The organism is Enterococcus mundtii (assembly GCF_002813755.1).
Classification (GTDB): Bacteria; Bacillota; Bacilli; order Lactobacillales; family Enterococcaceae; genus Enterococcus_B; species Enterococcus_B mundtii.
Genome location: NZ_CP018061.1, coordinates 2769887 through 2787425, shown reverse-complemented (window position 1 = coordinate 2787425; position 17539 = coordinate 2769887). Strand labels below are relative to the sequence as shown.

The following is a 17539-nucleotide window of genomic DNA, read 5'->3' as shown; positions in this document are numbered from 1 at the left end:
AAGGTAAAGTCGAAAAAAATAGTGATCAACTGGCGTTCACGTCTTGGGTGTTTTTTTACCTTGCTAACGGTAAAAAAAGATTTTATTAGTATTTTGAAATTATGGATAATATTTGTATGGCATTTGCATTATTATTTTTTGAGTTTTTTTTCATTTTTAGCGGGTTTGCACCATTGATTCCACATAAAAATCCTGCATAAACTCGCAATGATTTTTGCGAAGGTGCCTGAACTAACTACATACCTTTTATTTATAGCTGAACTTTGCAGAAAACTTACGATCGAGTAGCTCGTTTTAAACGATTACTTGTCTCAATCAGCTTATCCAAAAAGATAGATGATTACATGCATTGTCAAAAAATAAGAGAGGGGAGAGAATTTTTGAAAGCAAAAAAAATACGGATTATCGCTACCTCATTCCTATTGTTTCAACAGGCATTGCTACCTTCAGTGGTAATGGCAATAGAAAACGAGTCGATAGCTAATACAGAGATCATGGAAGAGCAGCCAGAAAGCCACTTATCTGAAGAAGCAACAGAGGTGGTCGAAGAACAAGCACCAATTACTCACGAAGAGCCTGAAGTAGTAGTGGAAACTCCTGAAGCTCCACCAGAAGTGGCAGAAGAAGTGCCACCGATGGAAGCACCTCCAGAAGCGCCAGCGACGGAGGAGACTATAGAGACGGTGGAAACACAAGAAGAAGTGCCACCACTTGATGAAAGTCCGCTATCTGCCCATTTGGGACGGCTGAATTTAACTGCACAGAACGTAGCAGAACTAACCAATCATGGGAGAAGCTCCTATATTCAAGCAGTCTTGCAAAATGCCATCAATCGAACCATTACTTTAGGCAACGAGGTGAATGCAACAGCGACTTTCTCTGTGACCGTACCGACACATTCAATGGTTCAGCGAGTAGGCAATAGTAATGGATGGATTTCTTCTATTGTCACGGATAGTCCTGCCGGAATGCCCGACGAATTTTACACACAGATGTATTATGGAAACCATTCGACTCACCGAAATACCTACACACTGACAAATATTTCGTCAAGTAACGCAGCGGTGAGTGTATCCGCTACTGTGACCGTCAATTCCAATTTTACATCAACGATCAATTTTACAGTTAGAAGAGTACAGGCGGCAAGTACGACCGTAGCGTTAGATGTCCGTGGAAATGTCGGTTTAGGTACGACAGGTGTTGCGACTCAGTTTACACACATTGCGACCCCAAGACATGTGATGAATCTTAGTTATACAGGGGAAACGATTGGACAATTGACAGTGAATGCGGAAGATGAGGGAGAAGAAGAGGAAGAAAAGGAAGAAGTCGGTGTTCATGAGAATGTGACGGTTCAGGCCACAAGAAATCAAACGTTGTCACAAGAAGTGATCCGAAGTTGGTTCCATACATTACCAGGTTCAGGAAATTGGCGTTTCTCCACGACAAGCCTTGGATCTGGTTGGTTTCCTGGTTATACTAATCAATTACCAGTTTATCTTATCAATAATTCCACTGGTGGGATCACACGATTTTGGACAAATGTGACGGTCGTAGACACTGAAGCACCTACAGGTATGGAAAAAACTGAATGGACAAATATTCAAGCAAATCGTCACCGAGATTTTAACCAGGAAGAATTACGTTCGGTTATAAATAATCTTCAAGATAATTGGTCTACGTTGAGTAATATTAGAATGGCATCTACAAGAAGCTTGATGGAATTAGAACCTAACTCCACTCATTTAATTAATCTAAATGCAACAGATGAAAGTGGAAATACACAAAATTTTTACGAAACAAGAATGCGTATTATAGACACATTAGCCCCTACAGGGACAGTGAAATCAGAAATAATCGATCTTTCTAATGTTGAAACAAGCATTCCCTCTCGTTCGGAAATCATGCAATTTTTGAATAATGATTTGGAGGACAATTGGACATTAAGAGATGAAATTATCGTCCAACTGTTAGACAGTAATGGGGAAGTTATCAATTTGCAAAATCTAGAACCATCAAATAGCGTTCATACAGGTTATATTCGTCTAGAAGATGAATTTGGGAATCAATCGGCGCTACAGGAAGTGAAATTTAATCTGAGAGATATCGAAGGACCAACAGCAAATGTCACGACTACGCCAGTAGATTTTGAAGCCACAAGAGTGAATGATTTGACAAAAGAAGACATTATGAAATTCTTTATCGATGATCCAGTGGATAATAGTACACCAACGGATCAAATCGATATTTCATTAATCGATAGTTCTGAGAATACAGTAAGTATCAGAAATGTTGCTCCGTCAATAACAAATGTCTATGACGCAGCAATCCGTCTAACTGATGAATTTGGTAATTTTCGTGATTTACCAGTTACGTATCGTGTAATAGATACAATATCTCCAGACGTTACGACCAATACAACTACTAGAGATTTACAAGCACGACGAATTGGCGGACTTGAACGCTCAGAGTTATTACCGTTTGTTGATTCGATGTCGGATAACTGGACCTTGAATGATGAGATTAAATTATCATTGCTTGACTCGCTGGGTACGGCTACTTCGATTGCTGGAGTAGCGCCTAACTTACTCCAAACATATACAGGATTTTTAAATGTAGAAGATGAAGCAGGCAATGCGAATAGAAATAAAATGATCAGTTATCGCGTAATTGATACACAAGCGCCGACAGGAAGTGCTAAAGGAACTTGGACAATTTTTGAAGCTAATCGTCATCGCGATTTTACCCAAGAAGAATTACGACTACTATTTCATAGTATTTCGGATAATTGGACATTACCAGAAAATATTCGATTAGAAAATCATCGTCATTTATATGTTTTATCTCCGAATGATCCAAATGGATACCATCCAATGGATATCACGGCAATTGATGAAGCTGGAAATGAACATATTTTTAGAGGAACTATGCCAAGAATAGTTGATACTACGGCGCCAACTGCTAGCTTCAAAGATGAAGTCATTGATTTTTCTACGCTCACTTCGAATACGTTCTCTCGAACGGATTTGTTGCGATTTTTCAGTAGCGCCCCTGTCGACAACTGGACATTACCAGAAAATATCACCATCGAATTAGTCGATAGTCAAGGAAATGCATTTGCGTTGGATGACTTGGAGTTCCAAGAATATACAGGCTATATTCGTTTGGAAGACCAACACGGGAATCGTACGGATCTACAAGAAGTCAAATTTCTTGCAGGAGATAACGAAGGACCGACAGGGAACGTCATCACGACACCAGTCGATTTTCAAGCACGTCGAGTGAATGAATTGACGAGAGACGAGCTACTAAAGTTCTTTACCGAAGATCCATTGGATAATACGACAGCAACCGATCAAATTGATCTTTCTTTACGTAATAATATTGGCGAAACAGTGAGTATCGTCAATGTTGCACCTTCGCCAACCATTTATGATGCCAACGTTCGTCTACAAGATATTCGAGGCAATTACACGGAATACGCTGTTAACTATCGCGTGATCGATACACAAGCACCGACCGGTTCGATCAATCAGACAACGACTGTCTTTGAAGCGACGCGTACACGTGATTTTACACAGGAAGAATTACGTTCTTTACTTATTGATTTAGAAGATAATTGGACAGAACGAGAAGCAATCACGTTAACAAATAATGTTCCGTTACACACCATGCCTCCTCATAGTCCTGGTGAATGGTATTATGAGCTACAGGTGGATGCCACGGATGAAGCAGGAAATACGACTACGTTTGAAAAAACGAAAGTTCGGATTGAAGATACCACAGCACCTGAGGGGGTATTAAAAGATCCGTTAGTATTCACAAAAGGACAAACAGCTCCAAGCGGACGAGAATTTCTAGATGGTGATCCGACCGACAACTGGTCATTGTCACCAGATATTCAAGTGGTAGTTACATATGAAAACAATGTCGCGTTCGCAGATTTAGAAGTGGGAACGTATGGTGTGACAGTCACTTTGACGGATCAACAGAGAAATTTTCGAACATTGAACAGTCAAGTTACGATTTTAGAAGACACGTCCGAGTATATCGATGTGACGATCCCGATGAATGTGTCCTTTGCCCAAAGCAAAGAAAGTAATGGTATTGTCTCACCAACTTATCAAATCCAAAATAATGCGGAACGTGCGGTCCAAGTGTCAGTAAGTTCAGTCGTTAGTCAATCAGAAACGGAAAAACTAACAGAAATCGACCTTGGAGTGAAAAACAATCTGAATGATAATCAAGTGATGTTGATCTCATCAGGTAAAAATCTCAATAACCGCAGAGAACTAGGAACGATTGACGGACATAGTACTTCTTTCTCCTTCTCATTATTTGGCACAGTTGGCGAAAACTTTGATTTTGAAAGTTTGGACGATCCATTGAATCCGATTTACAGTATGCGCTTGAATTTCAATGCACAGTAATAAAAAAATTTTTATCAAATGAAATAGGTGAAGAGAAAACCTAGCATTCTTTATAGAATAATAAGAGAACAGTAAGAAAGTAAATGCTTTCTTACTGTCAGATTGTAGACAAACCTTATGTAAAAATGAGGTTTGTCTTTTTTATATGTATGTTTTCAATAATTAAAGAGAAATAGCTTTGTTTTTCTAAAGAAAAACACTCCTTTCTTGCTCTGCCTTTTTTGATTTTTACTAATTTTTTCATATTTAGGCAGGCAAAAGTAAGCCCAATTTTCATGTGCATTTTTTCAATTCCTATTTGATTCGTATAACGTAATCCGTGAAATTCTTTTGCTGTACCAAAAATTCGTTCAATTGTTTCTTTTCTTTTTCTGTATAGGTCTTTAAAATTTCTTTGGTGACGTATTTCCTCACATCGTTCGATTGCTTTCGCCCAAATATGTCTGGTGATTACTTTTGTATGATTTTTTGAATTTGTACAAGTAGATAGAACAGGACAATTTTTACATTCTTCTGGATTACTTTTGTATTCTAAATATCCTTTTCGATTCGTTGTCGAATAAGTGAGGATCTTATCATTAGGACAGATATAACAATCATAATATTCATCGTAGGCATAGTCGTTCTTCTTGAAATAACCCGCTTTCGTCATGGGTCGCTTATAAGGGAAAACAGGCGTCAGCTTCTCTTCGAGAAGTAATTGAGCGATTGCTGGCGTTTTATACCCAGCATCCATAATCAATTTATCTAGAGTAAAAGCTCCTTTGAGCTTTCTAAATAAAGTAATAAACGTACGACTATCATGTAAGTTTCCTGGGTGGGTCGTATAGCCTAGTATCCAGCCGTTTTTATCACATGCTACTTGTGCGCTATAAGCAAAAACTTCTTTATGCTCACCTTTATGAAACCAACCACTTTCGGGATCAGTCGTACTTGTTTTTTTCATAGCTATTTTAGTTTCTGCGTTGGTTTCTTTTAAGGGCTTTTTTAGGCGTTTTTCTCGATCTTTTTCAATTTCTTTTGTCAATTTTTCCGTATAAAAGAAGGCTTGATCCATCACTTCGACGGATTCTTTCTTGTTTCGATTCGCATGTGCTTTAATATGCGTCCCATCAATAAAAACTTCAGAGGTATCAACGATTCCTTCCATCATACATTGTGCTAAAATCTCATAAAAGATTTGTTCAAATGTAGTGGTTCCTTTGAACCGTCTCGTATAGTTTTTACCAAATGTAGAAAAATGAGGAACTGCATCTTCTAAACCTAACCCCAAAAACCATCGATAAGCGTTGTTCACTTCAATTTCTTTGATGGTTTGTCTCATGCTTTTAATACCAAAAAAATATTGAATCATCGGTAATTTAATTAGAAGAACGGGATCTAAGCTTGGCCGTCCTTGGGTTTCATCATATTTATCTTTTACCAAATCGTAAATAAAAGAAAAATCAATAAACTGATCCATTTGTCGTAATAAATGGTCTTGGGGAACTAAGTCTTCAAGAGCAAAAAAGCCCATCTGTGCACGCTTACTCATATCTTGTTTTGAGAGCATCGGGTTACACCTCCAATTCATAGTTTTATTTTAACGTATAAAAAAAGACAAAGCACTATAAATAAGTACTTTGTCTACAATCTGACAGTAAGAAAGTAAATGCTTTCTTACTGTTTTTTTTATTTTAGTTAAAAAAATTATTTATGAGGAAAAGGTTTGGAAGTTCTCATAGAAAAAAACATTAATTTGTACTTATAGAAATTTTGGTTTTAGATAGAGGGTGAGAATACGGAAACATGAAGAGAAATCAGCAATATATAGTGAATATCAAGAAAACATATCGAGCAATTTGGTAACAATATGATTAAAATTCAATGTTTGTTTCTCTAATTTAAAGTTAAAACCATTTTTTTTGCCTTTCTAACGGTAAAAAAAGATTTTGTTCCTATACTGGAATTGTGGATAATTTTAATGTGGAATGTGTACTATCTTTGTTAGATATTAAAAAACATTCAGTGAAAGAATTACATAAAACAATTATTCGATCGTGAGAAGGCGATTCTGCGAACTGTTTATACTGAATGAAACAGATACATCCTCTATCTGTATGAGCCATTAGGCAGCTTTTTTGTGATCAAGCACATAGTTTTTTAACGCCTACATATAGTTACCAGTTGATCTCAAAGATGCATACAGTCAGTAGGTTTAACATGCACATTCTAAAAGAAAGAGAAAGGGGGACAGAATTTTTGAAAGCAAAAAAAATTCGGATGATCGCTACTTCAGTCCTATTGTTCCAACATACATTGTTGCCATCGGCAGTATTTGCCATAGAAAATGAGACGATTGCTAGTACGGAAATCATGGAAGAGCAGTCAGAAAGCCACTTATCTGAAGAAACACCAGAAGATGTTATAGAAGAACCAACAGTACAAGAATCAACAGTACAAGAATCAACAGTACAGGAACCAACAGTACAAGAAGAGGCTCCGGAGGAATCGATCCTCTCTGAGCAACCAGCGACTGTAGAGGAAACACAAGTGGTCGAAGAAGAGCCAGTTGTCTCAGAAGAACCAACGACGGATATACCAACTGAGGCAACAGTTTTACCACCACTTGATGAAAATTCGCTAGTGGTGAATTACTTAGCACGCTTGAATTTGACCACAGAAAATGTGACTCAATTAACGAATCATGGTAGGAGTTCTTATCTTGAAGGTGTATTACAAAATGCGATCAACCGAACCATTAATTTAGCGAATGCCGCAAACTCAACCGCCAGTTTCTCTGTCACTGTACCAACACACTCATTGGTTGAGCGTGTTAATGGAAATAATGGTTGGATTTCATCGATCGTCACGGACAGTGATGCCGGAATGCCGGACGAGTTTTACACACAGATGTATTATGGGAACCATTCAACGCATGGAAACACGTATACTTTATCGAATATTTCTTCAAGTAATGCTGCTATAAGTGTAGCAGCAACGGTGACAATCAATAACAATTTCACTGCAACTATCAACTTCACAGTAACAAGAGTACAGGCGGGAAATGAAGCTGTAACGTTAGATATTCGCGGAAATGTTGGTTTAGGTACGACAGGGGTTGCGACGCTATATCCAAACATTGCGACACCAAGAAAAGTGATGAATCTTAGTTATTCAAATGAAACGATTGGACGATTGACGATCAATCCAACAATAACTTATGTAATTAAAAATCCTGTGACGATCGAAGCCCAACGTCCAGCTCGTGTACCCAGTGATACAATACGTGATACTTGGTTTGATTCCGTACCTACGTATGCGCGTAATTATTATTACTATGTTGCTGGTACGATAAACAACAATATGTGGTATCCAGGTCGAACTGGTTCAATGACAGTCAATGTAGCAGATTCTTCCAATTCAATCGTCTATGAACGCATTTCGACAAACTATGTCGTGGTGGACACCACACCACCAGAAGGAACGGCAGTCGAAGATTTCGTCACAATCCAAGCCAATCGTCACCGAGATTTTACCCAAGAAGAGTTACGATTATTAGTGAACGGATTGAAAGATAATTGGTCAGAATTAGAAAACATCACATTAACTTTCGAAAAAAAATTATATAACCTTAGTCCTAGTACAAGTTATCAAGATTGGGTGAAATTGACAGATGAATCTGGTAATGAACGTTCATTGCTCAATACGAAGTTGCGTATTACTGATACCATAGCGCCAACAGGGACAGTGAAATCAGAGACGATCGACCTCTCTGGGGTAACAACGGCTATTCCTTCACGGACAGACCTTTTGGCATTTCTGAATAATGATCTGGATGACAACTGGACATTACCAGAAAACATCAAAATCGAACTCGTTGACAGTAATGGTTCAGTGATCAATTTACAAAATTTAGAGTCAGAGGATAACATTTATACAGGCTATATTCGCTTAGAAGACGCACAAGGAAATCAATCAAACCTACAAGAAGTAAAATTCCAGGGAAGAGATGCGGAAGGTCCAACAGGAAATGTCACAACATCACCAGTTGATTTCCAAGCGCGAAGAAGTGAGGAATTGACGCGAGAGGAACTCTTAAGTTTCTTTACGGATGATCCTCTAGATAACGTGACACCAACCGATGAGATTGATCTTTCCTTACGTAACAATGTTGGCGATATCGTGAGTATTGTCAATGTCGCACCGTCAACGACTGTTTATGATGCGAAAGTTCGTTTACAAGACCAAGCAAACAACAAGACAGAATATTCAGTCAATTATCGGGTGGTAGATACACAAGCGCCGACAGGAACAGTCAGAAATCATTGGACGGTGTTTGAAGCCAATCGTCATCGCGATTTTACCCAAGAAGAATTGCGCCAGCTAATTGATAATTTAGCAGATAATTGGTCAGAGTTAGAAAATATTCAACTGAAGAATCATCGTCACTTATATGATTTGTCTCCGAATAGTGGAGGGACTTACCATCAACTGGATCTCACGGCATCCGACGAATCCGGGAATGAACACATTTTTGACAATACCATGGCACGGGTAGTGGATACTACGGCGCCAACCGCTAGCTTCAAAGATGAAGTCATTGATTTTTCTACGCTCACTTCGAATACGTTTTCTCGAACGGATTTGTTGCAGTTTTTCAACGGTGCCCCCGATGATAACTGGAGCTTGCCAGAAAACATCACCATCGAATTAGTCGATAGTGAAGGGAACGAATTTGAGTTAGACGACTTAGAGTACAAAGAATATATTGGCTTTATTCGTTTAGAAGATGAACAAGGAAATCAATCGGCGTTACAAGAAGTCAAATTTCTTGCGGGAGATAACGAAGGTCCGACAGGAAATGTCGTCACGCAACCTGTTGATTTTCAAGCACGAAGAAAAGATGAATTGACGAAAGATGAGCTATTGCAGTTCTTTACTGAGGACCCATTGGACAACACGACACCAACCGATCAAATTGATCTTTCCTTGTGTAATGATAACGGGGATATCGTAAGTATTGTCAATGTTGCCCCATCAACAACCGTTTATGATGCGAATGTTCGTCTAGAAGATATCCGAGGAAACTATACGGACTATTCGGTTAACTATCGCGTAATCGATACGCAAGCACCAACTGGTATAGTTAGAAACCATTGGACGGTGTTTGAAGCCAATCGTCATCGGGATTTTACCCAGGAAGAATTAAGGGAACTAATCAGCGATTTAGCGGACAATTGGTCAGAGTTAGAAAATATCCAGTTGATAAATCATCGTCACTTATATGACTTATCTCCGAATGGATTCAATGCCTACCATCCAATGAATATTACAGCAACCGATGAAGCTGGGAATGAATATATTTTTAATAATGCCATGCCACGGATTGAAGATACTACGGCACCTGACGGAACATTAAAAGATCCGTTAGTGTTCACGAAGGGGCAAACAGCACCAGCGCCTCGTGAATTTTTAGATGGTGATCCGACCGACAACTGGTCATTGTCACCAGATATTCAAGTCGAAGTTGCGTATGAAAACAATGTGCAATTTACCGATTTAGCGGTAGGCGATCATGGTGTAACGATCACCTTAACAGACGAAGCTGGCAATGCACGGACATTGAACAGTCAAGTCACGATTCTAGAAGATACGTCCGAGTACATTGATGTGACGATTCCTACAAATGTATCCTTTGCGGAGAGTAAAGAAAGTAATGGTATTGTCTCACCAACTTATCAAATTCAAAACAATGCGGAACGTGCGGTCCAAGTGTCAGTGAGTTCGGTCGTTAGTCAATCAGCTACCGAAAAACTAACAGAAATCGATCTAGGGGTGAAAAACAATCTGAATGACAATCAAGTCATGTTGATCTCATCAGGTAAAAACCTCAATAACCGCAGAGAACTAGGAACGATCGAAGGACATAGCACTTCTTTTTCCTTCTCATTATTTGGTACAGTTGGCGAAAATTTTGATTTTGAAAGCTTGGATGATCCATTAAATCCGATTTACAGTATGCGTTTGAATTTCAGTGCGCAATAATTGAGAAGAAGTTGCACAGCCGTGTGACTTCTTTTTTTTTTACGTAATTTTATAACTATTTTCCTAAGCGATACGGAAAAATCTATTTTGAAAAGAAAGCGATTTCATTTTATAGTGAATGTAAGAAATTCAATCAAAAAAATAGAGGAGTGATCGTAATGAAAAAAGCATTGATTATTTGTGCCGCAGGAATGTCTTCTTCGATGATGGCATCAAAAACAACAGAATATTTTAAAGGAAAAGGCGAAGAGGTATTTGTTGACGCGGTTTCTGCAACAGAAGGGGACAACCAAATCAAGACAAGTGATTTCGATTTGTTCTTGATCAGTCCTCAAACTACAATGTACTTGGATAAATTTGTTAAACTAGGAAAAACAGTAGGGAAACCGGTCGTAAGTATACCATTCCAAGCGTATGTTCCTATCCCTACGGGTATCCAAAAATTAGCAGAGCTGATTGAGGAAAATATATAGACGAATAGGGGAAGATAATAATGAAACAAACAGAAAAAGAGTTATTGCGGCAATTGATTGATCATCAAGGAGAATACCTCACAAGCCAGTACCTCGCTTCTGAATTATTATTATCTGACCGTACGATTCGAAACTATTTGAAAACATTGAATGAAGTGATCGAAACCAATGGCGGAAGACTCATTGCAAAGCAAGGGCAAGGGTATCAATTAGAGGTCGTCAACAAGCTTGCTTTTGCGCTGTTTTTAAAGCAACGAGAAGTCACTGTGGAATATGGCGATCAGGTGACTGAGTTCTATGGTTCAGAAGATCGAAAAAAGTATATTTTAAATAAACTACTTTTGGAAGATCGCGCAATCGTGATCGATGATTTGGCAGAAGAGTTATATATCAGCCGTTCGAGTTTAGTGAATGATATCCAAGAAATCAAAGAGAAGTTAGCCGAATATTCGTTGAAAATTGTGTCGAAACATAAACAGGGAATGTGGATCGAGGGTCAAGAACAAGACAAGCGACATGTGATCATGGATACCTTTTTTGGAAATAAGTATACCAATTCTTTAAAAGAATATCTCGGTAACAGTCAATTCTTCAAGGAAATCAATTTTGAAGAATTAGTGATCATCATCTTGGACGAGATTCGTGAATCCAAATTAAAGGTGTCCGATTTTGTGATACAAAATTTAGCGTTACATTTAGCATTGGCAATCAAGCGAATGCGAGCCGGATTTGAGATACAAGTGCCTGAAATCACTGGAGAAGAAATCCATGAGACCGAATATCAAGCAGCCAAGAATATAACCAGACGGATCGAGTCTATAATGAATGTTCGTTTCCCAAAAGATGAAATTGCTTATTTAGCCTTACATTTGATGGCTAAATCGAATCAAAGCCATAAAAGGGAGAATCAGGAGTTAGTGACAGAGCTAATGTCAGTTCTTAAAGAACTTGCTCAGGTTCTTGGTCAGTCAATCGTCGAAGATTATCAATTCAGGAATGGCTTGCTCAATCATTTAGAACCAATGTTGGTTCGTTTAAAGAGAGGGATTGCTTTGGAAAATCCTTTAACAAAAGAGATCAAAAAAGAAGATCCCCGGGCCTTTGAATTGACTAAACACTATTTCAGTCAGATGCCTTCTTTGAAAGGTTATAAAATCAATGAGGATGAATGGGCGTATTTAGCGCTTCACCTAATGGCAGCGATTGAAAAAAATAAGGTCGATTGTAAACTACAGGCGTTGATCATCTGTGCGACTGGTTATGGAAGTGCACAATTGCTGAAAAATCGGGTATTGAGTGAATTTGGGAAAAACATTGCAGTGAAACAAGTAAAAGGCTACTACGAAATCGATGAACAGGCATTAGAAGATATTGATGTAATCATTTCTTCTATTGATTTATCTACGATGTTTTTCAAAGTACCTGTTCTCCATGTCAGTGTTTTCTTGAATGATCAGGATGTTCAAAAGATCCGTAAAGTGATTGAAGAATATCGTCCAAGTTGTTTTGTGAAACCACAAGAAGCGTTATCTTTTATGAAGGAAAAAGTAAGTTTTTATGAAGAGCAGATTTCTAGAAATTGGTTTAAAGTTTATCCTTCAGCACCAACAAAAGTCCAAGCTATCAATGATTTATTGGCACTTTTACAAGAAGATGAAACGGAGAATTATACGTCTGAGATGGCTCACCAAATCGAACGTCGTGAGAAAATGGGGCAAATCATTTTCAGTGAACAAGTAGTTGTCCCGCATCCAGCGATCCCAGTGGGGGCTACTGCTAAAATTGCAGTGGGGATCATTCCTGATGGGATGGAATGGGATGAACAAGGGGCGATCCATTTTGTCTTTCTAGTCTCTCCTTCTTGTATTGAGAATGAAGGAATCACTGTTGTAACGAAAGCAATCGTGAAATTTATTGATCGATTGGATCTACAGCAGCAGATTTTAGCTGAACCAACGTTTGAAAATTTTAATGAACAATTTATAAAAATGATTTATTAAGGAGGAGTCTTGATGACGGAGAAAATGACGAGTGAAGAGCTCCAAGTAACCGCTTTTGATATTATTTTTCACAGTGGCAATGCACGAACATTGATCCACGAGGCATTTGCTTTGTTACGAGCAGAAGATTTTACAGAAGCAGAAGAAAAGCTAAATGAAGCAAATCAAGAAATTTTAGAAGCCCATAAATCACAAACGCATTTATTGAAGGAATACGCGAGTGGACAAAAAATTGAAATGGAGATCATTATGGTCCATGCGCAAGATCATCTGATGACGACGATGACGTTATTGGAAGTTGCAAAAGAAATGAGCTATCTATATCAAAAATAAACAAGAACAGGGGGTGAAAAAATGAGTGAAGCTGAAAAAAAACAACGAGAATTAGAGAAAAAGGCATTTAGTTTGAAAGTCTTGTATTTTAATCGTTATTTGATCATTCGCTACTTAACGGCTGGGTTCTTTTTTACCAATCTTTATTGGCTGGTTGCCTTACTTCTTGCGAGTAGCAAGATGTTTTGGGTACCATTAGGGCTATTATTCTTTCTTTTACCAGTCGTCGCAGAACAAGTGGCACTTTATCGCACACATAAAAATAATGCAACGGTTACTCGAAATTATTACCGCTTGCAAGCGGTAACCAACGTATTTCTCCTATTAGCAGTATTTTCACCAGGGTATTCTCAGTTGTTTCCTTTTATGGCGAATGGTTCAAATGGGCAAGCATTGATTTTATTTGTGATTGCCAGTGGGTTGCTAATCTGTCTGTTTTGTCAGCGACGCTTGAATAAAATCCATGCAAATACGGATCGTCACTATCAACGAATCAAAGAGTATGAACGTGTAGTACATTTTGGAAAGGGGAGTAAATAGATGTTTGATTTTCTACAGAAATATTTGATGGGACCGATGGGGAAAGTGGCACAGTTCAAGATCGTACGCGCAGTAATGGCTGCTGGGATGGCGTCGATTCCCTTTACGATCGTAGGCTCGATGTTTTTAGTTTTGAATATTTTACCGTTACCATTTCCATTTTTAGAAGGATTTTTCAATGCAACTTTCTTTAAAGTCAGCGACTTGTATATGATCGTCAACACGATGACGATGGGGATATTATCTGTTTATTTTGCTATTGTATTTGCTTATGAATTAACGTCGATCGAAAGAGATGAACAAGCACTGAACGTCAATCCTTTAACTGGCGCGCTATTATCTGTTTTTGCTTTCTTTATGTGTATTCCAGAGTTGATCATTTCAGACGGAAAAATCAGCTTGATCTCTAGTATGACCGATGCAGAAACTGTGGTTAGTGGTGTACGTATGGGCGCATTTGTCGAACGTCTAGGTACGTCAGGTATTTTTACCGCCATCATCATGTCTTACATTGCAGTTGAGTTGTATTGTATGTGTGTGAAACGTAACTGGGTCATCAAGATGCCAGATGTTGTACCACCTGGGGTTTCACGTTCCTTTACTGCATTGATCCCAACGTTTGTGATTGCCTTTGTGGTGATGATTGTCAACGGCACATTAGTTGCGTTAGGAACAGATATTTTCAAAATGATCGCTATTCCATTTGGATTTGTAACAGAATTGACGAATACGTGGATAGGGATCATGATCATTTATTTCTTGATCCACGCGTTATGGATCGTAGGGATTCATGGGGCGAACATTATTACCTCATTCTTGACACCAATCGTTTTAGCGAACATGGCAGCAAATGCGCAAGGTGCAAATTATCCTTTAGCCGGCGAATTTAATAATTCTTATGTAACAGTTGGTGGTTCTGGAGCGACATTAGGATTAATTATCTTTATTGCTTTTATGGCAAAATCCGATCAGTTAAAAGTATTAGGAAAAGCTTCATTAGTACCAGGGATCTTCAATATCAATGAACCAATCATTTTCGGGATGCCGATCGTTTATAACCCTTACCTGGCAGTACCATTTTTCTTGGCACCAATGGCATCCGCATCATTAGCATACTTTGCCATCAAACTAGAAATCGTTCGACCAATGTTAGCTCAAATGCCGTGGCCTTCACCAGTAGGGATCGGCGCCTTTGTTGGTAGTGGAGGTGACTGGAAAGCCGCTGTCTTAGCCGTCTTATGTGCGATTCTCGGCTTTATCATCTGGTTGCCATTCATCAAGTTTTATGACAATAAATTATTGACTGAAGAACAAGAAAAAGCCGCAGAATTAGCAAGAGAAGGTTCAGTGGCTTAGTGATTCAAAAGAAAACTCAGTTGCCATTCATTAGAGATGGTAACTGAGTTTTTTAGTGAGTTGTTATGAAAAAAGGAAAGCCTATATATGTTGAATAATGAGAAAATTGGAGAAGCTTGTAAAAATAACCTTGTATACAAAAAAATAGATATCTATTGGTCAATAGAACCTACAAAGTTACTTCTAGAGGGAGAACACTATCAAAGTAAGGCATGAAATAGTAGAAAACAGTTGCTCCCCCTCTTAAAGGAAGCCGCAACATTTCAATTGCCAGGAGAGTCAAAAGCGCAACATGATAAAAATAAGGAGAATAGTCTGGTTCATATATGGACAGTCATAAAAGGATGTAAACATGGTCGATAGCAACTCAAGGATGCTTGATATTTATATCAAATAACAGAAAAAAAAGGACAAATATGTGGGAAATCCTCCGTATACTAGATACAAGTATGAAATAAAGATGTTTAGAAAAAGGAGGACAAGTAAATGAAATTGATTGATTTAAGTATCACAATTGAAAATGAAGTGCCAAGTGATCCGCAAGAAATGATTCCGGTGATCAACTATTTAGACCACGAGAAAAGCGTGCCTGATATGTTACGCTTTTTTGAAACAGCAAAAAAGGAAGACTTACCTAATGGCTTAGCTTGGGCGATGGAAAGTGTCCAGCTCACTACGCATACTGGCACTCATATGGATGCACCTTATCATTATCATCCAACGATGGATAATGGACAGCCAGCTTGGACCATTGAAGAGGTGCCCCTTGATTGGTGTTATGGAGAAGGCGTCATGCTTGATTTTTCAGATAAACCAAATGGCTATCAGTTAACAATCACTGACTTTCAACACGCCTTGAAAAATATCAACTATACACTCAAAGAAAAAGATATCGTGTTGATTCAGACAGGTGCTGCGCCGTTTTGGGGGACGCCAAACTATTTGATCAGTGGATGTGGTGTCGGACGAGAAGCAACCCTTTGGTTATTAGAACAAGGAATCTGTTTAGTTGGTACGGATGCTTGGTCGTGGGATCGACCATTACCGTTTATTGCGGAAGAATTTAAACAGACTCGCAATCCCTCGATTATTTGGGAAGGTCATTTTGCTGGAATCGAAAAGAAATACTGTCATATTGAAAAATTGACGAACTTAGATCAACTGCCATCCACTGGTTTCAAGCTAAGCTGTTTCCCAACTAAAATCAAAAAAGCGAGTGCTGGTTGGACACGAGTGGTCGCGATCATGGAAGAAAATCAATGTTGATTTGAAAAAGAATGAACGGATTTAGACATCTAGCGTCTGCCTATAGTGGGGGCGCTGAATGTTCAGATCTGTAAATGGAAGAACTGCGAACAAGAATAAGTAGACAAAGCGGAGACAAAGCAAGTTCATGGAGGGATAGATCAATGGATTCAGAAAAAGATATCTTGCTTTATGGCTTATATAAGAAACGTGAAGCTTTTTTTGCCGATGTAAAGAATAATAAAGTTGATCTACAAGGCTATCCAACCTTATCTGGTGAATCAGAACATGCACATATTATTGATTATTATAATAACAGGCTACATATGGCGATAGTTGAACGAAAAAGATCAGGAAGGTTACGCACTTTTGGGCAGTGGCGTCTATTTATAGAACAACTACCTTTTGTGTTATTCCGATTTTGGTATGAACATCCGCTTTGGAAACAATACTTGCAGTGTATGGACTGGAGTCCTAAGAACTGTTTATGGGCAACGTTCAATTATCCAATCTTTCATGAAAATCTTCGACTAGAAGGTGTCGTATTGTATTTTCAAAATGCAGAAGGCGAGATAATAAGTTGTAATGACCATATTACTAGAGGCTGTAAAAATGGCATCGATATGGCCATCCATTATCCCAATATTCTCATTTATTTCGTGTTGGATGGTATAAAGATGAAAGAAGTCATGAAAAAAAATCGCCAAAAAAAGTACAAAAGTGAGTATACCTGTAAAGAATTACGCTATATTTACCGACATTGGTATCAATTAAAGGAAAAAGTCTTATTTTTCCTAAATCGAAAAATTGTAAATGCTCCTTGGATTGAAGGAGATCACATTCATGAATGGCAAAAGTATCATGAGCATCGTAAGAAAAAGTTAGGGAAAGAGATCTCTAAATCTGTGGACGATCTAACATATGATGTTTTCCCAGAAGAGAAGAAGAAAAATAAATTAAAGTCTTTCAAATCACTGCTTTTAGAAGTAAGTGAGAAAGGACACATCCAAAAAAAAATGGAAAAATCTATCGGTAGACAGCGAGCGTTCACGTTGTGAAGTATTTAGATGATTCGTGTATATATTATTGGCTGTTACGGCAACAAATATTTGGTTATTGAAGCGTATTCGTAGAA

General features: G+C 38.3%; 10 protein-coding genes. 9 read left to right on the top strand and 1 reads right to left on the bottom strand.

The genetic code is table 11. The annotated features are described in order from the left end of the window. Positions 1-380: 380 nt before the first annotated feature. Positions 381-4430, top strand: a complete 4050-nt coding sequence (locus EM4838_RS12985) for a hypothetical protein (protein ID WP_071867923.1) — start codon at positions 381-383, stop codon at positions 4428-4430. Positions 4431-4545: 115 nt separating this feature from the next. Here the strand turns inward: EM4838_RS12985 and EM4838_RS12980 are convergent, their stop codons facing one another. After that, positions 4546-5982: an IS1182 family transposase gene (locus tag EM4838_RS12980; RefSeq protein ID WP_071868096.1), complete on the bottom strand. Its 1437-nt coding sequence runs from the start codon at positions 5980-5982 to the stop codon at positions 4546-4548. A gap of 689 nt (positions 5983-6671) precedes the next feature. Between EM4838_RS12980 and EM4838_RS12975 the strand changes: the two genes are divergently transcribed. The 8 genes from EM4838_RS12975 (at position 6672) to EM4838_RS12940 (ending at position 17462) form a co-directional block, all read left to right on the top strand. Continuing rightward, positions 6672-10457 carry a hypothetical protein gene (locus tag EM4838_RS12975; protein WP_081367457.1) on the top strand — a complete coding sequence of 1262 codons (3786 nt, stop codon included), beginning with the start codon at positions 6672-6674 and terminating at the stop codon, positions 10455-10457. Positions 10458-10615: 158 nt separating this feature from the next. Then, entirely contained in the window at positions 10616-10930 is a 315-nt protein-coding gene (locus EM4838_RS12970; protein WP_010734143.1) for a PTS cellobiose transporter subunit IIB, read from the top strand. Between the two features lie 20 nt (positions 10931-10950). Then, positions 10951-12930, top strand: a complete 1980-nt coding sequence (locus EM4838_RS12965; protein WP_071867523.1) for a BglG family transcription antiterminator — start codon at positions 10951-10953, stop codon at positions 12928-12930. Between the two features lie 12 nt (positions 12931-12942). After that, positions 12943-13263, top strand: a complete 321-nt coding sequence (locus tag EM4838_RS12960; protein ID WP_071867524.1) for a PTS cellobiose transporter subunit IIA — start codon at positions 12943-12945, stop codon at positions 13261-13263. 21 nt (positions 13264-13284) lie between these two features. Next, a complete protein-coding gene (locus tag EM4838_RS12955) occupies positions 13285-13803 on the top strand; it encodes a hypothetical protein (protein ID WP_071867525.1) in 519 nt (172 codons plus the stop codon). Further along, positions 13804-15159 (top strand): PTS cellobiose transporter subunit IIC, encoded by a 1356-nt coding sequence (gene celB, locus EM4838_RS12950; protein ID WP_019722564.1) that lies wholly within the window; start codon positions 13804-13806, stop codon positions 15157-15159. 486 nt (positions 15160-15645) lie between these two features. Then, the gene (locus EM4838_RS12945) at positions 15646-16425 is read left to right on the top strand and encodes a cyclase family protein (protein WP_071867526.1); all 780 of its coding nucleotides are present in this window, start codon (positions 15646-15648) and stop codon (positions 16423-16425) included. A 143-nt stretch (positions 16426-16568) separates the two neighbouring features. Beyond that, complete coding sequence (locus tag EM4838_RS12940; protein WP_071867527.1) at positions 16569-17462, top strand: hypothetical protein; 894 nt, start codon at positions 16569-16571, stop codon at positions 17460-17462. Positions 17463-17539 lie beyond the last annotated feature (77 nt).

Coding starts and splice junctions, on each gene's coding strand:
- EM4838_RS12980 (WP_071868096.1), bottom strand. CDS start 5,982: ATGCTCTCAAAACAAGATATGAGTAAGCGTGCACAGATGGGCTTTTTT.
- EM4838_RS12970 (WP_010734143.1), top strand. CDS start 10,616: ATGAAAAAAGCATTGATTATTTGTGCCGCAGGAATGTCTTCTTCGATG.
- EM4838_RS12965 (WP_071867523.1), top strand. CDS start 10,951: ATGAAACAAACAGAAAAAGAGTTATTGCGGCAATTGATTGATCATCAA.
- EM4838_RS12960 (WP_071867524.1), top strand. CDS start 12,943: ATGACGGAGAAAATGACGAGTGAAGAGCTCCAAGTAACCGCTTTTGAT.
- EM4838_RS12955 (WP_071867525.1), top strand. CDS start 13,285: ATGAGTGAAGCTGAAAAAAAACAACGAGAATTAGAGAAAAAGGCATTT.
- celB (WP_019722564.1), top strand. CDS start 13,804: ATGTTTGATTTTCTACAGAAATATTTGATGGGACCGATGGGGAAAGTG.
- EM4838_RS12945 (WP_071867526.1), top strand. CDS start 15,646: ATGAAATTGATTGATTTAAGTATCACAATTGAAAATGAAGTGCCAAGT.
- EM4838_RS12940 (WP_071867527.1), top strand. CDS start 16,569: ATGGATTCAGAAAAAGATATCTTGCTTTATGGCTTATATAAGAAACGT.